This window comes from Clostridium sp. L2-50, from assembly GCF_000154245.1.
Taxonomy (GTDB): domain Bacteria; phylum Bacillota; class Clostridia; order Lachnospirales; family Lachnospiraceae; genus Coprococcus.
In genome coordinates, this window is record NZ_DS480316.1 from 236,324 (window position 1) to 252,790 (window position 16,467).

At 40.9% G+C, this 16,467-nt stretch carries 17 protein-coding genes and 1 other RNA gene; all 18 read right to left on the bottom strand.

Annotated elements, in window-relative coordinates:
- Positions 1-60: 60 nt before the first annotated feature.
- A complete protein-coding gene (locus CLOL250_RS04305; protein ID WP_274922237.1) occupies positions 61-1,362 on the bottom strand; it encodes a D-alanyl-D-alanine carboxypeptidase family protein in 1,302 nt (433 codons plus the stop codon).
- Positions 1,363-1,470: 108 nt separating this feature from the next.
- Entirely contained in the window at positions 1,471-2,259 is a 789-nt protein-coding gene (scpB, locus tag CLOL250_RS04310; RefSeq protein ID WP_008400920.1) for an SMC-Scp complex subunit ScpB, read from the bottom strand.
- A 10-nt stretch (positions 2,260-2,269) separates the two neighbouring features.
- On the bottom strand, positions 2,270-3,136 hold the full coding sequence (locus CLOL250_RS04315) for a segregation and condensation protein A (protein WP_008400921.1): 867 nt from the start codon (positions 3,134-3,136) through the stop codon (positions 2,270-2,272).
- Positions 3,137-3,178: 42 nt separating this feature from the next.
- Positions 3,179-4,651 carry a stage IV sporulation protein A gene (spoIVA, locus tag CLOL250_RS04320; protein WP_044944980.1) on the bottom strand — a complete coding sequence of 491 codons (1,473 nt, stop codon included), beginning with the start codon at positions 4,649-4,651 and terminating at the stop codon, positions 3,179-3,181.
- Positions 4,652-4,800: 149 nt separating this feature from the next.
- Complete coding sequence (locus CLOL250_RS04325) at positions 4,801-5,802, bottom strand: NAD(P)H-dependent glycerol-3-phosphate dehydrogenase (RefSeq protein ID WP_008400923.1); 1,002 nt, start codon at positions 5,800-5,802, stop codon at positions 4,801-4,803.
- Between the two features lie 58 nt (positions 5,803-5,860).
- Positions 5,861-6,538: a glycerol-3-phosphate 1-O-acyltransferase PlsY gene (gene plsY / locus CLOL250_RS04330; RefSeq protein ID WP_008400925.1), complete on the bottom strand. Its 678-nt coding sequence runs from the start codon at positions 6,536-6,538 to the stop codon at positions 5,861-5,863.
- A complete protein-coding gene (der, locus tag CLOL250_RS04335; RefSeq protein ID WP_008400926.1) occupies positions 6,538-7,860 on the bottom strand; it encodes a ribosome biogenesis GTPase Der in 1,323 nt (440 codons plus the stop codon). The genes plsY and der overlap by 1 nt, the downstream gene beginning before the upstream one ends.
- Positions 7,853-8,728 carry a peptidoglycan editing factor PgeF gene (gene pgeF / locus CLOL250_RS04340; RefSeq protein WP_044944983.1) on the bottom strand — a complete coding sequence of 292 codons (876 nt, stop codon included), beginning with the start codon at positions 8,726-8,728 and terminating at the stop codon, positions 7,853-7,855. Before pgeF ends, der begins: the two co-directional genes overlap by 8 nt.
- A 17-nt stretch (positions 8,729-8,745) precedes the next feature.
- Positions 8,746-9,174 carry a YraN family protein gene (locus CLOL250_RS04345; RefSeq protein ID WP_446714950.1) on the bottom strand — a complete coding sequence of 143 codons (429 nt, stop codon included), beginning with the start codon at positions 9,172-9,174 and terminating at the stop codon, positions 8,746-8,748.
- Positions 9,144-9,917 carry a ribonuclease HII gene (locus tag CLOL250_RS04350; RefSeq protein WP_008400931.1) on the bottom strand — a complete coding sequence of 258 codons (774 nt, stop codon included), beginning with the start codon at positions 9,915-9,917 and terminating at the stop codon, positions 9,144-9,146. The genes CLOL250_RS04345 and CLOL250_RS04350 overlap by 31 nt, the downstream gene beginning before the upstream one ends.
- Before the next feature lie 60 nt (positions 9,918-9,977).
- Entirely contained in the window at positions 9,978-10,871 is an 894-nt protein-coding gene (gene lepB, locus CLOL250_RS14310) for a signal peptidase I (RefSeq protein WP_008400932.1), read from the bottom strand.
- 5 nt (positions 10,872-10,876) lie between these two features.
- Positions 10,877-11,734, bottom strand: coding sequence for a ribosome biogenesis GTPase YlqF (gene ylqF / locus CLOL250_RS04360; RefSeq protein WP_008400933.1), 858 nt, complete (start codon positions 11,732-11,734; stop codon positions 10,877-10,879).
- Entirely contained in the window at positions 11,731-12,303 is a 573-nt protein-coding gene (gene lepB, locus CLOL250_RS04365) for a signal peptidase I (RefSeq protein WP_008400934.1), read from the bottom strand. The genes ylqF and lepB (CLOL250_RS04365) overlap by 4 nt, the downstream gene beginning before the upstream one ends.
- An 80-nt stretch (positions 12,304-12,383) precedes the next feature.
- Entirely contained in the window at positions 12,384-12,734 is a 351-nt protein-coding gene (rplS, locus tag CLOL250_RS04370) for a 50S ribosomal protein L19 (RefSeq protein WP_008400935.1), read from the bottom strand.
- 167 nt (positions 12,735-12,901) lie between these two features.
- Positions 12,902-13,248: a transfer-messenger RNA gene (ssrA, locus tag CLOL250_RS13525) on the bottom strand.
- Between the two features lie 42 nt (positions 13,249-13,290).
- Entirely contained in the window at positions 13,291-13,680 is a 390-nt protein-coding gene (locus CLOL250_RS04375; protein WP_008400937.1) for a hypothetical protein, read from the bottom strand.
- A gap of 151 nt (positions 13,681-13,831) precedes the next feature.
- Entirely contained in the window at positions 13,832-14,299 is a 468-nt protein-coding gene (gene smpB, locus CLOL250_RS04380; RefSeq protein WP_008400938.1) for an SsrA-binding protein SmpB, read from the bottom strand.
- Entirely contained in the window at positions 14,262-16,448 is a 2,187-nt protein-coding gene (gene rnr, locus CLOL250_RS04385; RefSeq protein ID WP_008400939.1) for a ribonuclease R, read from the bottom strand. Before rnr ends, smpB begins: the two co-directional genes overlap by 38 nt.
- Positions 16,449-16,467 lie beyond the last annotated feature (19 nt).

The following is a 16,467-nucleotide window of genomic DNA, read 5'->3' on the forward strand; positions in this document are numbered from 1 at the left end:
TTACATCTGTCATCTATTATAGATCATACTCTTTCCGATTACTGAATTATTACAGTCTAATCAGAAGAAATTCCTGTCTATGTAGTCTTTTACATATTCCTTCATGAAATCATACAAAGATTCACTTTGAACATTTTCTGTTATTGTCACCGAATAGATTGCAAATGCTTTCCCACCAATTAACAACACCACAGAACCTGCCTGCATTCCTGCATATATCGGGCATTTCAGATACTCAGGCAGCAGATACTTAACCGAGATCTGTTCATCTGTCCGCAAAAGCAGAGTTTCCGAAAAATGACATTCCCAGCCAACTGTCTCTGTATCTTCTTTTATTGTTCCATAAACAGAATCCGAAAGAACCGGTATCTTATTCTTTTGAAGTATATCATCAGTAATTACATGCTCCTGATAATTTGCTAGTCCGTAATTCATTAATTTTTTTGTATCTGCCCATTTATAGGTCTTATTTCCCGGCCACCCACAGCCAAGAAGGGCAACGATCAGTATTTTTCCATCCCGCTCCAACGCTCCGACATAACAATATCCTGCAGATCCGGTAAATCCCGTTTTTCCGGTCAAAGCTCCATCCATCATATTCAGAAAAGCATTATGATTGGAACAGCTAAAGCTTCTCGTTCCCCCTACATTTGTAAAGGAATATGTAGCTGTTCTTGTTATAGCAAGAAACTGTTCCCGTTTCGGTGACTCTCTGATACAATACCGCATGATCCGGGCAAGATCCTCTGCGGTCGTTCCGTGAATCCCATATTCATCCTTTGCATCCAGCCCATTAGGCGTAATAAAATGTGTATTTGTACAGCCGACTTCTATTGCTTTTCGATTCATCAGATCGGCAAATGCTTCAACGCTTCCACCAATATATTCAGCTATTGCAACAGCACTGTCGTTATGACTTTCAAGCATCAGCGAATAAAGCAGATCTTTTAACCGGTATTCTTCACCCTCTCTGATATTCAACTGAACATCCGGCATCTTTGCCGCATAAGAGGATACTATAACGATATCATCGGGATCACCATATTCCAGCGCAAGGATACAGGTTAAAATCTTCGTTGTACTGGCATTTGCCCGAACCTCTTCACCAGCTTTATCATACAGTACCCTGCCATTTTTTCCATCCAACAGGATAGCTGATAAAGCATGAAGGTCATTGTCCGAGAGCTTCACTTCTGAAGCAGTCCGACCGGTATTATTATCCTGCCTGATGCCCTCCGTTCGATAATATGGTATCTGGCATACAGGCATATTTAACGCTTTTACAGGGATCACGGAACCAAGCAGCACGGCTGCTGTCAGAAACCATGCAAACAGAAAACCTGCCGGAATTTTTTGTTTCATTCTTCCCGCAGGTTTCTTTCTTTTTTTATGATATTTTTTATATATTTCAGTCATATCATCACCGGATATATTCTTTATTCATAAAATTATATTCCGTATCCGGCTGCTTTATGACTCATTATCCAAACCAAGTGTGATCTCGTTTGCCTCTTCCTGAGCTTCTTTCTTGAAATCCTCAATCTTATCCGGGCTGATCATCGGAAGTTCTTCCGTGGATGCAACACCAAAGCTTCGCAGAAACTCTTCTGTTGTTCCAAAAAGAATCGGTCGTCCCGGAGCATCCAACCGTCCAACCTCATCTACTAATCCATATTCCATAAGCTTATTGATCGCATGTGCACAGGAAACTCCTCGAATAGCCTCTATCTCCGGTCTGGTGATTGGCTGTTTATAAGCTACGATTGATAAGGTTTCAAGAAGTACATCTGTCAGATTCGGCTTCTTAGGTGTACAGACAACCTTTGTAAGTACATCGTAGTATTCATTTCTGGTACATAATTGATAAGCGTTTTCAAGTTCTACCATCTTGATGCCACGATCTGACTGATTGTAGATCGCAAGTACCTCTTCCATCTGTTTGGACAGCTTTTTTATTTCCATCTCAAGTGCCTTTGCCAATCTGTCAACCGACACAGATTCTCCGATGGAAAACAGTATAGCCTCAACCGCAGATACAAGATATTCTGTACTGTATTCTTTATAAGTAACCGGCTGTTTCTCTGTATTCTCCGGCGTCATATCTTGCTCACCTGCATCTGACAGATCTGCCTGAACTGTTCTGGATACATCTTCCTCATTACTCTTATCGCTGTCATATTCTTTTAAATTATATGCTGCTTCGTTCTCTTTTATCTTATCCATACCTGTTTTATCCTCGTCCTGTCTCATCCGTTTCATTATCAGCCTCTTAAATCGTGTCCGGCTTTTCCTCTGCGGAAGCAGACTCATTCGTATCTTCTTTATCTGCGCTGACAGTAAAACTGTTCAACTCATATGTTTCAATGTCATCCCGAGAATCAATGATGATCTCTCCAAAGATTTCTTCCTGCCGAATCTGGATCGCTCCGATTTTCATAAGCTCTAAGATTGCAAGAAACGTTACTATAATGTTCGACCTTGAAGCCTGCATCTCAAGCAGCGTCCGAAAGTTGATTCCGGCAAGTCCACGAACCTGTTCCCGAATCTCAGCCATCTTAGCTTCCAGAGAGATTTCTTCTCTTTCAATGTTCTTAAACTTACTACGGATCGGATCTACCTTTTCAACCTGTTTCCGCATCACAGACTTAAAAATCTCATTCAGCCTTTCCAGATTGATGTCATATTCAGAGATCAAAGCAACCGTATCTACTGCTGGCTTGAAATTCTTCACCTCAGCAGGAATGCTTTCTTTTTTATAGAATGCCTTTGCGCCATCAAGCTCCAGATCCTTCAGCTCACTTGCTGCATATTTGTACATCTTATATTCCAACAGCCTTCGAACAAGCTCGTCTCTTGGATCTTCTTCCTCTTCGTCATCTTCCGTCACTTTAGGAAGAAGCATTTTGGATTTAATACGAATCAGAGTTGCCGCCATTACGAGGAACTCACTCATAACATCCAGATCTTCCTCCTCCATATGATTCACATAATCCAGATACTGTTCTGTGATCGTTACAATCGGTATATCATAGATATTTACTTTATTCTTTTCGATCAGATGAAGGAGCAGATCAAGCGGTCCTTCAAATACGTTAAGTTTTACATCGATTGCCGACATAGTTTCTCCCTTTATCACTCACAGATACCATGTAAGTCTCTGCATCTGTTCTTTGTATGATTATATAATAATACAGACCAGTCCACCATTTCCGTCATTCACGATCTTTTCCATGGTGTCCTGTAACTTCTGCTTACTTTCTACATTCATCTTGTTTGTCTTAGTATTTAATCCATCTTCTACAAGCTGCTCGATCGATTTTCCAAATATATTAACATCCCAGATATCTTCTCCGTTTTCTCCGGTACTGGTCTTAATATACTCTACCAGATCTTCTGCTTGTTCCTTCGTACCAATGATAGGTGCGATCTCCGTTGTGATATTCGCCTTGATCATATGTACGGAGGGCGCTTCTGCTTTGATCTTAACACCATATTTGTTACCGGATTTTATAAGCTCCGGTGTCTCAAGCGTAATATCCTCTTTTTCGGGCATTACAAGCCCGTATCCGCCATTTTTTACACCTTCAAGTGCATTCATGACTCCATTGCAGAATTTCTTCTTTTCTGCCATTTCCTTTATTTCAGTTATAAAATCATATTCATTATGAATATCTGTTCCCAGCATATCGGAAAGCATCTCGTAATAATATCTGTTATAGATCGTTACCTGTACATTCAATGAACCGTCTGCCAGATTTATATTGTTATATGTATATTTTTCCACATATTCGTTTTCAGGGAACGAACAATGAACCATGTCATAGATATGCTGATTGCCATTCAGTATATCCATGGCATTCTCGATGACACTCTTTTTGATCTTGTTTTCATTTTCCGATACTTCTAACCATTTGGGAATTACAAAATTAATACATGTGATCGGAAAACTGTATAACATGGAAGTAAAGATCTCATTGATATCCTTCCTGTTCAGTTGATCGCAGTTAACCGGAAGAACAGCTACTCCATACTTTTCTACCATCAAATCTGCCAGTTCCTTTGTCTCGGCTGCACCCGGACGATTCGAATTCAATATAACAACAAAGGGTTTCCCGATTGACTTTAACTCTGCAATTGTTTTTTCCTCTGCATCGATATAACTCTCTCTGGCAAGATCGCCAAAGCTTCCATCACAGGTCACCACAATCCCGACCGTTGAATGACTGTTTATAACCTTCTTCGTTCCGATCTCTGCCGCCTTGGCAAATGGAATATCATAATCATACCATGGTGTCTTAACCATACGCTCTTTTCCATCTTCCGTCTGCCCTTCAGCTCCGTCTACCACATATCCGACACAATCGATCAGACGAACCCTCATATCAATCTCATCATCTACCCGGATTTCCACCCCTTCTTTCGGAATGAATTTCGGTTCTGTCGTCATGATTGTCTTACCGGATGCCGATTGCGGCATCTCATCCAGAGCAATTTCGCGGTCATTCTCATCTTTTATGTTCGGAAGAACCATCATCTCCATAAAACGTTTGATAAATGTTGATTTTCCTGTCCGAACAGGTCCGACAATACCCAGATAGATCTCTCCGTTTGTTCTGGCATTGATGTCATTATACACATTAAAGCCTTCCATATATACCTCCTGCATTTCTTACACATTTTCCGTTCCTGTTTTTGTATTCCGCAATATATGTGTCCAACCCGAAATACAAAATCTGTTTCCTATGTAAAGATTATCATATAAGTAATATATGAATGTACTTTTATAAGTATGTCAGAAAATTATTCCTCTACAGATATCTCTGCTTTTCTGTCTCTGGTAAGCAGATCTACCACTGCTTCACGAGCAGGCTTTCCCTCGAACAAAACCTTGTTTACCTCTTCAACGATTGGCATATCAACACCATATTTCTTCGCAAGCTTCAGGGTTGCTTTTGCTGAGTATACTCCCTCTACAACCATTTTAACCTCAGCCATTGCTTCTTTATAGCTCTTTCCCTGTCCGATCAGATAACCGGCATTCCTATTACGACTGTGTCTGGACGTACATGTCACGATCAGATCTCCCATACCTGACAAACCGGCAAGAGTCTCAACGTGAGCGCCCATTGCAGTACCGAGTCTTATTATTTCTGCCATGCCTCTGGTCATTAACGCTGCTTTTGTATTATCTCCGAATCCTAGTCCGTCTGTGATTCCGGCAGCCAGTGCGATAACATTCTTAACCGAGCCTCCAAGCTCGATTCCCGTCACATCTGTACTTGTATAGACACGGAAGACATCATTCATAAATGTATTCTGAATCAGCTTTGCCGTATCCATATCACGTGCACCTGCTACAACAGTAGTCGGAATACCGATACCGACTTCCTCCGCATGGCTTGGACCGGAAAGGACTGCTACCTTTGCCCCCGGTATCTCACTCTCGATAATCTCTACGATCGGAGTCAAAGTTGCTTCCTCAATACCCTTGCTGACATTAACGATCAGCTGTTCGTTTGTAATATAAGGTGCTATCTTTTTTGCAGTGCTTCGGATAAAAGGAGATGGAACCGCACAAATGATCATTTTCTTACCATCTATCGTCTGTTCCAGATCTGTTGTAAATACAATTGTATCGTTCAAATGAACACCCGGCAGACGATCCTTCTGTTCCCTGTATGTATTCAACATCTCGATTTCTTTTTCATCTATAGACCAGACTGTTACATCATGTCCATTTCCAGCCAACAGGTTTGCAAGTGCTGACCCCCAGCTTCCTGCTCCTAAAATACCAATTATCATACTATATACCTCTCCATCTTATAAAACTTCATGGTCGATTAAACCACAAATTATTATCCTATGCCTGTTCTTCTTTTGTTTTTCTTTTATCTTTTAATGAAAACTTATTCTCTGTACCTTTTATAAGTCTTACAATATTCTGTTTGTGCCTGTAAATAGCAAGCAGAGTAATAAGTCCTAATACGATACAGCTTTCAAGCTTCATGGAATCAGATGTAAAACCATAAGAACCGGTATAAGCAAATATCGTATAGGAGACCATCAGTCCGAGTACCAGACAAATAGAACCTACCGATACATATTTTGTTACCACTACGCAAAATACAAACAATCCAAGCTCGATCAACGCAACTCTCCAGTCAAGCAGACCGATCGCAATACCGGAAGTCGCTGCAATTCCCTTACCGCCTTTAAACTGCATATAAAATGGGAAATTGTGCCCAAGAACAACGCCTGCCGCTGTGTAGATCACGAACAAATACACATTCTCAATACCAAGTGCATTCATAATGATATGTGTGATACTGCAGGCTACAACTGATTTGAAAAGATCTCCCAGAAAGACAACCGCTCCCGCTTTCTTTCCCAGAACCCGAAGTGCATTTGTAGTGCCTGCATTTCCGCTTCCATATTCACGGATATCGATACCGTGTAATTTACCATAGATATAGCTTGTCTGGATAATACCGAAAAAATATCCTCCGACCAGACATATGATTCTTGCTAAGATTAACATTATTTTTCTTTTCTCTCCCTGATAATGAATTTTAGAGGTGTACCTCGGAAACCAAATGCTTCTCTGATCTTATTTTCAATATAACGTGTGTAAGAGAAATGCATCAGTTCTTTATCATTTACAAATATTACAAATGTAGGAGGTTTAACCGCTACCTGAGTAATATAAAACAGCTTCAAACGTTTTCCTTTATCTGTAGGCGGCTGCTGCATAGCAACTGCTTCTGTCATGATCTCATTCAATACACCGGTGGCAACACGGAGCGAATGGTTCTCGATAACGGCATCAATCGTTTCGAATAATTTCGGAAGTCTCTGACCTGTGGCTGCTGACACAAATAATAATTCTGCATATGGCATATAGGACAGCTTCTCACGGATCTCCTTTGTAAACTTATAAATAGTCTTATCGTCTTTCTCCACCGCATCCCATTTATTTACAACAATGATCATTCCTTTTCCACGTTCATGAGCAATGCCTGCGATCTTTGCATCCTGATCCGTGACACCCTCTGTCGCATCAATAACCAGTACAGCTACATTACAGCGTTCAACAGCCGATACGGTACGAATGATACTGTAACGCTCGATATCCTCCTTGATCTTGCTCTTTCTTCGAAGTCCTGCAGTATCAATAAATACGTATTCCGTTCCATTTCTCACGATTTCGGTATCGATCGCATCTCTGGTCGTTCCGGCAATATCAGATACGATCACACGATTCTCTCCGAGAAGCTTGTTGATGATCGATGACTTACCTACATTCGGCTTGCCGATAATGGCAATTCTAGGTCTGTCATCTTCCTCTTCATTTTTTGAATCTTCATCAAAATGAGAGACAACCTCATCTAACATATCTCCGATTCCAAGTCTGGATGCACCGGATATCGGAACAGGATCACCCAGTCCGAGATTATAGAACTCGTATACATCATTCATATATTTCTCAAAGCTATCTACCTTATTTACCACAAGGATCACCGGCTTCTTGGATTTACGGAGCATCTGGACTACCTTATGATCATCATCCACAAGTCCCTGTCTGACATCTGTCATAAATATAATAACATCCGCGGTTTCAATGGCAATCTCTGCCTGCTCCCGCATACTTTTTAAAATAATATTGTCGCTTTCCGGCTCAATTCCACCGGTATCTATGATCGTAAAATTATAATCGAGCCAGCTCACATCTGCATAGATTCTGTCTCTGGTTACGCCTGGCGTATCTTTTACAATTGAAATTTTCTCTCCTGCCAGTGCATTGAACAGGGTAGATTTACCTACATTTGGTCGTCCAACGATGGCTACTATCGGTTTACTCATTTACGTTTCCTCCGTCTGCTGTCGATTTCAGCATGATAACAGCTCCCAGATTGCCACGTTTTCCATGGCTCGCCCTGTGTGAAAACAGGAAATCCGGATTGCAGCATGTACATATGTCGGTTACATTTATATGTTCAGGCAATATACCTGCACCAGTCAGATTATAATAATTTGCCCGGTGTAAATCAAGCAAATACTTACCATTTCCAATATTTTTTGTCATTTTCATGTACTGTTCCGGTAAATAAGCATCCTTAAATGCCTCAGCTACATCCTCACTTACCTCATAACAGTTCTGACAAATAGACGGTCCGACCGCACAGATCAGATCCGAAGCCTCACAGCCATATTCTTTATTTAGTGCTTCAACCATATGCCGGCTGATATTCTTAACTGTTCCCCGCCAACCGGAATGATTCATGGCTACAACTTCTTTTACCGGATCGTAGAAGAATACCGGTACACAGTCTGCATAAAATGTGATCAGCGGCAGATCCTTTACATTCGTCATCAGGCCATCTGTCCCCGTTATATCTGATTCTCTTGTGATCCCTTTTCCGGCATCTTCCTCTGTCACTTTGCGGATCACTGTTTCATGTACCTGATCGGAAAATACCAGTCTTCTGTGATCATATCCGACTGCCTGTGCCAGTCTCCTATGGTTCTCCATCACCGCATCCATATCATCTCCACGATGAAAGCTCAAGTTCATCGTAGAATAGATTCCCTCACTGACACCTCCAAGCCTTGTCGAAAACCCATGCACGATACCGGGCAGTTCCAGATTCTTGAATACGATATACGGAACTCCGTTCTTCACTTTTATCTCTGTAGTTTTATCCTGATTGATATATATTATGTTATACATCTTCATACCTCATAGCCTTAATAATATCCTTGATAAGGAAACGCATCCTCAATATGACGAATCTCATTTTCCGTCACAGCAATAACATCAAATCTTACCGGTGTGTTATACGGATCATATCCATATCGTTTCATATAATACACAGCTACCTTACTGATCTGCCGCTGCTTGGCAGGCGTTACTGCTGATTCCGGTGAACCATGTCTGCTGTTGCTCCGGTATTTTACTTCTACAAATATCAGATACCCGTCTTTTCCTGCGATCAGGTCGATCTCTCCGGCAGAAATCCGATAATTTCTGGCAAATATCCGATACCCTGTATCTTTCAGATATAATGCAGCCATGTCTTCATATTCTGTTCCTTTTTTTCTCGTATTATAACGCTCGATACTGACTGTTCCCCTTTTTCTTTCTACTATTCTTTCCAGAAATGTGTAATAAATGATCTTCTGTGGATCTCACATGGTCCAATTGTTTTTAATGCTTCTATATGCTCTTTCGAACCATACCCTTTATTCTTTGCAAATCCATACCCGGGATAGATCTCATCATAAGCGACCATTAACCGATCCCTCGTTACCTTTGCAATAATACTGGCAGCGGCGATCGAAGCCGACTTTGCATCTCCTTTAATGATCGATACCTGTGGTATCTCTACCTCCGGTATTCTGACCGCATCGTTTAATAACAGATCCGGCTTCACGGCAAGCTTATGTATCGCGATCCGCATGGCCTCATAATCCGCATTTAAAATATTGATCTGATCGATCAGCTTCTCATCTGCCATACCGATTCCGTAAGCAACCGCTTTTTCTGTAATCTCATCATATAATTCTTCACGCTTCTTTTCAGAGAGCTGCTTGGAATCATTCAGGTATAGAATATCGCAATTCTCCGGCAGAATGACAGCCGCAGCTACTACCGGACCTGCAAGCGGACCACGGCCTACCTCATCAATTCCACAGATATACTGACAGTCCGCATGCTGTCTCTCATATTCAAACATATGCTCCATCCGGTCAAGCTCTTTTTGATGTGCTGTAAGCTTCTTTTCAGCAGAAAGGATCAGTTTTTTTACACCTTCTCTGTCATCCTCTGCATATCTTTCCATCACCTGTCTGACTGAATGAATATCTGCATTTGCAAATTCGGATTTAATCTCTGTTATACTTTTTCTTTTATTTTCCATCTCATCCTCATATAAGCATAAATGGCTGTTGTTTCTTACACGACAGCCATTTATCTGTACTTATTGTTCTTCTTTATTTAAAAAACCGAATCCACCGGTAAAACGGAATACTGCTTTACCAACAAACTTGTCCTTATGTATATTTCCGACATCTGACAATCTGCTGTCCCGGCTGTTATTCCGGTTGTCTCCCATTACGAAATACTCATCATCTCCGAGCGTAACCGCTTCTGCCGCAAGTCCTCGATGATTTTCTTCGATCACTTCTTTACCATAATTTTCTTCTAACGGCTCATCATTAATATAGATCACACCATCTTCATCAATATAAACGGTTTCGCCGGGAAGACCGATGATTCGTTTGATATAATAGGTCTCATCCTCTTCCTCATAAGGAAATACCACAATATCAAATCTTTCAGGATCTTTAAAGCGATAAGACAGCTTATCGATCCATAAACTATCACCATCATGCAGAGTATCATTCATGGAATCTCCGCTTACTTCTGTACGCTGTCCCACATAGGTAAGAATCAGCCAGCATACCGCAACGATCGCAAGAATATAAATGGCAAGACTAATTAAATCTTTTACGATATTGATCTCCTCTTTCTCCTGCTTTTTCTTTTCTTTTTTCTTCTTTTTTTTCGGCTTATCAACTTCATCCTGAACATGAGTGTTCGATGCCGGATCGGATTCTGCGAAATAATTGGTTATCGCTTCTCCATCCTCATTTAAAACCTTATCAGATGCTTCCTTTTCATCTGCATCCGCCTCTTTTACTGCTTCTTCTGATCTCTGCTGTTCCGGATCGATCCCTTTTTTTTGCAGCTTCGCAAGCTGCTTTTCACGTTTCTTTTCAAGCTTTCTGATCTCTTTTTCACGCTCTTTCCGCATGGGATCATCATCAAATATTGCATTTAACGCTTCTACGCGTTCATTATCTTCTTTCATAATAACTATTTATCCTTTACCATACTCGGACGTTCCAGTGAGATTCTGCCCAACTTGCCCGAACGATAATCATCAAGCAGGAGCGCAGCCGCCTTATCAATGTCTAATTCTCCACCCTTTTTGATGCACGCACGTTTCTCGGCAATCTGTTCCAGAATATGAACACTGTCGTCATCATCATTAATATTATACCTATCTGCAAGGCTCTGACAATAGTTTAATTGTAAAAATTTGATCAATTCATACGCAAGGTCAGTAATACTTAAGATCTCATCATTGATCGATCCGATAAATGCAAGTCGTAATCCAACCTCTTTATCATCAAATTTGGGCCATAATATTCCCGGGGTATCCAATAATTCAATATCCTTTCCAAGACGTATCCATTGCTTTCCTTTTGTAACACCCGGCTTGTTGCCAACCTTTGTACACGCCTTTCTGGCATAAGAATTAATAAATGTAGACTTACCGACATTTGGAATACCGACGATCATGGCACGAAGCGGACGATTAATGATTCCACGCTTTCTGTCACGTTCAATTTTCTCTTTACATGCTTCCTTTACTACATTGCTAATATTCTTCATTCCATCCCCGGATCTGGCATTGATCTTAGCAACAAAAAAACCTTTTTCCTTATAATATGCTTCCCATTCCGCGGTCACAGCTGCGTCTGCCAGATCTGTTTTATTCAATAAAATCAATCTGTATTTATTCGCAGCTAAAGCATCAATATCAGGATTTTTACTGCTGTATGGCACTCTGGCATCGATCAGCTCGATCACAACATCGATCAGCTTGATATCTTCCTGCATCATACGTTTTGCTTTTGTCATATGTCCCGGATACCACTGTATATTCATCGTTTCTTTATCCTTCCTAATAACTCAGCTTTTTTCACGTTTCCCACTTTTAAGAAACGGGAATCTTCGCTGTTATTCACATTATCTCCAAGAAGAAAATATTCATCATCAGCAAGTGTGATCGTGTTCTCTGCAAGCCCTGCCGTAAAGATATAATCACTGAACGGAGTATCCGTAAGTTCTTTATCATTAATGTAGACCTTGCCATCCTTTATCTGCACGGTCTCTCCCGGTAAACCGATCACACGTTTAATATCATAATATTCATCCGGTGTATCAACACTTCTATATGCTACTATGTCATATCGATCCGGAGAGCCAAGAAGGTAACATAACTTATTTACTGTAACCTTATCTTGATTTATGCACACCGGACTCATCGAGTCCCCAACCACATACACAGTCTGAAAACAATAAGATACCATTCCATATCCCAGTACGATTGCAATCAAAACAGACAACAACCAGCCAAATATCGTTCTGACTATACGTTTAAAGCTTCTTTCTTTTCTTCTCTGCCGCCGCTTTTCCCGTCTTATTCTCTTTCTGCGTTCACTTTTATCGCTCATATTCTTACTCCAATATGCTCATATTGCAAAAATGGCTGGAGCTATTAACCCCAGCCACTTTTTCATGTAACCTGTAAAAATTATTTAACAAGCTCTTTAACCTTTGAAGCTTTACCAACTCTTGAACGTAAGTAGTAAATCTTAGCTCGTCTTACTTTACCATGTCTAACTACTTCAATCTTCTCAACAAATGGTGAATGTACCGGCCATGTCTTTTCTACGCCAACACCATTTGAGAACTTTCTGACTGTGAAAGTCTCTCTGTTGCTTCCACCCTGTCTCTTAATAACAGTTCCTTCGAAAATCTGGATTCTCTCTCTGTTACCTTCTTTGATCTTGTTGTGTACCTTAACAGTATCACCTACTGCAAAGTCAGCAACTTCTGCCTTCATCTGAGAAGCTTCAAGATTCTTAATGTAATCGCTATTCATTTTGTGTGACCTCCTTGATATTTAGATGTTCTTACTACCACACCGGTACAGAGGACCATCGATTTTTTTCACAACTCGTTCAGTTTACCATACAAATAAAAAGAATGCAAGAAAAATCTACATCTTTTTGGATGTATGACCTTGCATTCTTTTTGCCATAGTTCATGCTATGGAGCTGGTGGGATTCGAACCCACGTCCAAAAGCTCATTCATCACGGCATCTCCCATCACATTCCGTATTTTAACATTTCCTCAATACCACGCCTACGGACAGGCTGGATACATCGGTAGCTTCATGAATTTTCCGATACCGCAAAGCTTAAGCACCGGAGTTTCCCGTTGGATGATACCAGATCTAAAAGGTACGGGGGACCTTAAAGCTGGCAGTTGCCTTTAATTAGGCAGCGTAAGCTAAATTATCGTTAGCGTTTATATTTAGTCTAAGTTTTAACGTGGTCCTAGTCCACGGATGGCTTCCATGACTGCAAAACCCCTGTCGAAACCAGTCAACCCCTGGTTTATAAAGGAAAGCTCTGTTATCAGGTGCTTTCATATATTACTCAGCAGCTTCTGTGGTATCAGTCTCTGCTGTAGTTGTCGTTTCAGATGTAGTATCTGCTTCAGAAGCTGTGTCTTCAGAAGTATCACTGTCAGTATCTTCAACATCCGTACTGTCTCCGTCTGATGCATCAGATGAAGTTGCAGGGAAAATACTTCCATATCCCTGTTCTGCCCATGTCTGGCTGACATATGCACCGAGCTTCTCAGCCTCTACATACTTTGGAATGGCCTTGTATATCTTTACGCCCAGTGTGGCTGCAAGAATGCATCCGACTAACACGCCAAATATACACCATCCAAGGATTTTCTTTCTCTTTTCGCGCTTCATGATCGCTGCGCGGTTCTTCTTCTCATATTTTCTTTTATCTACTTTACTCTGGCTCACTTGCCTGACCTCCCAGTAAAAATCTTATTGGAGTATATCACATCTGCATGAAATATTCCAGCATTTCACAAAATCTTTAAAACTTCATACAAAATATCGGGAATAATTCTGTTTATCATACTCGGATATTTCTGAAATTCTTTATCAGATCTTACAAATTACGGATCTTGAACTCACGCTCATTCTCTCGCTTGACATCCTTCTTCGCGATGTCCTGACGTTTGTCGTATAATTTCTTACCCTTTGCCAGCCCGATCTCCATCTTGACCAGGCCGTCACGGATATAGACCTTTAATGGAACGATCGTATATCCTTTTACCTGCTGGGCTCCCATCAGTTTATTGATCTCATACTTATGAAGCAACAGCTTTCTGGTACGAAGTGGGTCTTTATTGAATATATTGCCTTTTTCATATGGGCTGATATTCATACGATAAATGTAGATTTCTCCTTTATCGATACTGATAAAAGATTCTTTGATGCTACAATGTCCCTGTCTGACTGATTTCACTTCTGTTCCGGTCAGTGCAATCCCTGCCTCGTACTTTTCTTCTATGAAATAATCAAAATATGCCTTTTTGTTATTTGCGATGAGTTTGTTTCCTCTTTCCTTTGCCATGTCCTGCTTCATCTCCTTCTTTGGCATCTGACCGGATCACAAATTCGATCCGTCTGCTCTGTTTATCTGCAAGCTTTACTTTTACCTTAACGGTATCACCGATCGAGTATTTCTTTCCGGTTGATTCTCCGATCATAGCATATTCATCCTGCGAATACACATAAAAATCGTCATAAAGTGTCGACACATCTACAAATCCCTCAATAGTATTTGGAAGCTCTACAAAGATACCACGGTTGATGACTCCTGATATGATACCTTCAAATTCTTCTCCGATATGATGCTCCATGTATTCCACTTTCTTTAAACGCTCGACCTGACGTTCTGCTTCTTCCGCGCGGCGTTCTTTTCTGGAATTATCATCGCTTACCTTTGGAAGGATCGCATCATAATGCGAAAGTCTTCTGTCATCCAATCTTCCATGGATATTATCCTTAATGATCCTGTGGATCTGAAGATCCGGATATCTTCGGATCGGCGATGTAAAATGGCAGTAATATTTACAGGACAATCCAAAATGTCCTTCACATTCCGTCGAATATCTCGCCTGCCGCATCGTACGAAGTGTCATACGGCTGATCAGATTCTCACATGGCTCACCCTCGATTTTTGATAACAGCTTCTGGAACTCCTTCGGATGAATATTCTCTTTGGATGCCTTAAAGTAATATCCGAACTTGCTGATCAGAATGGATAACTGCTTTACACGCTCCGTATCCGGTGCCTCATGGATACGATATTCAAATGGAATCTGTTGCCAGAAATAGTCTTCAGCGATCGTCTCATTTGCAGCCAGCATAAAGTCTTCAATAATCTGATTCGAACGTCTTCTCTCATACACTCCGATATAAGATACCTGACCGTCTTCATCAACTGTAATCTTAGACTCATCAAAATCAAAATCAATCGAACCTCGCTCATGTCGGATCGTTCTTAACAACTCTGACACATGAAGCATTAATTCAAACATAGGAACCAGTTCTTTATATTTTTCTGTTTCTGCCGGATCATGATCCTCTACGATTGCAGATACACTTGTATATGACATTCTGCGGTCAACATTGATCACCGATTCACAGATCTTATGATTGATGATCTTACCGTTTGCATCTATATCCATCAGGCAGCTAAGCGTCAGACGATCTTTCCCCTCGTTCAGTGAACAGATACCGTTTGACAGCTTATGCGGCAGCATCGGTATGACCTTATCGATCAGATAACAGCTTGTTCCACGCTTCAATGCTTCTTTATCAAGCGGAGAATTCTCCCTTACATAATGTGTAACATCTGCAATATGAACGCCAAGCTTATATAACCCGTTTTCCTCATAGAGTGTGATCGCATCATCCAGATCCTTTGCATCCTCTCCATCGATCGTAACGGTCTGCAACTGTCTGAGATCGGTTCTTCCTGCCATTTCTTTTGATGTTACCTCATCCGGTATATTCTTCACCTCTGCCATAACAACATCCGGAAAATCAACCGGAATATCAAGATCTCTTACAACCGATAATACATCCGTCTCCGGATCATTGATATGTCCAAGTATCTCAACAACACGTCCCTCTGCAGATTTGGACTTTTCTCCATAATTTGTGATCTCCACAACAACCTTATGTCCGGTTACTGCTCCCATGGATTTCTTCTCCGGTATAAAGATGTCACTGTCTAATTTACCATTATCCGGAATCACAAAACCAAAGTTCCGGTTCTTCTGATAGGTTCCGACCAACTGCTTTAAGCCTCGTTCCAGAATCCGTTCTACATGTGCTTCCGTTGATCTGCCCCGGTTACCGGATGCAACACGGATCAGCACCTTATCATTATGGAATGCGCCCATCGTATACTTCTGTGGTACAAAGAAATCTTCCTTATATCCTTCCACACGGACAAATCCAAATCCTCTCTGATTGCTGATGAATGTACCGACAAGGACACCCTTTCCAAGCTTCTGATACTTACCTTTGGAGGTTTTCTCAATCCTGCCCTCATCGACAAGCTCATTTAAGATTTCTAACAGGTCATCCTTATCACGTCCTCCGATCTGAAGCAGATAACAAAGCTCTTTAAATTTCAATGGTCTGTAATCATCGTCATTGATCAGGGTATATATATTCTCTTTTCTTTCATTCTTTAATTCTTCTGTCATAAATACCTCTCCGTATATC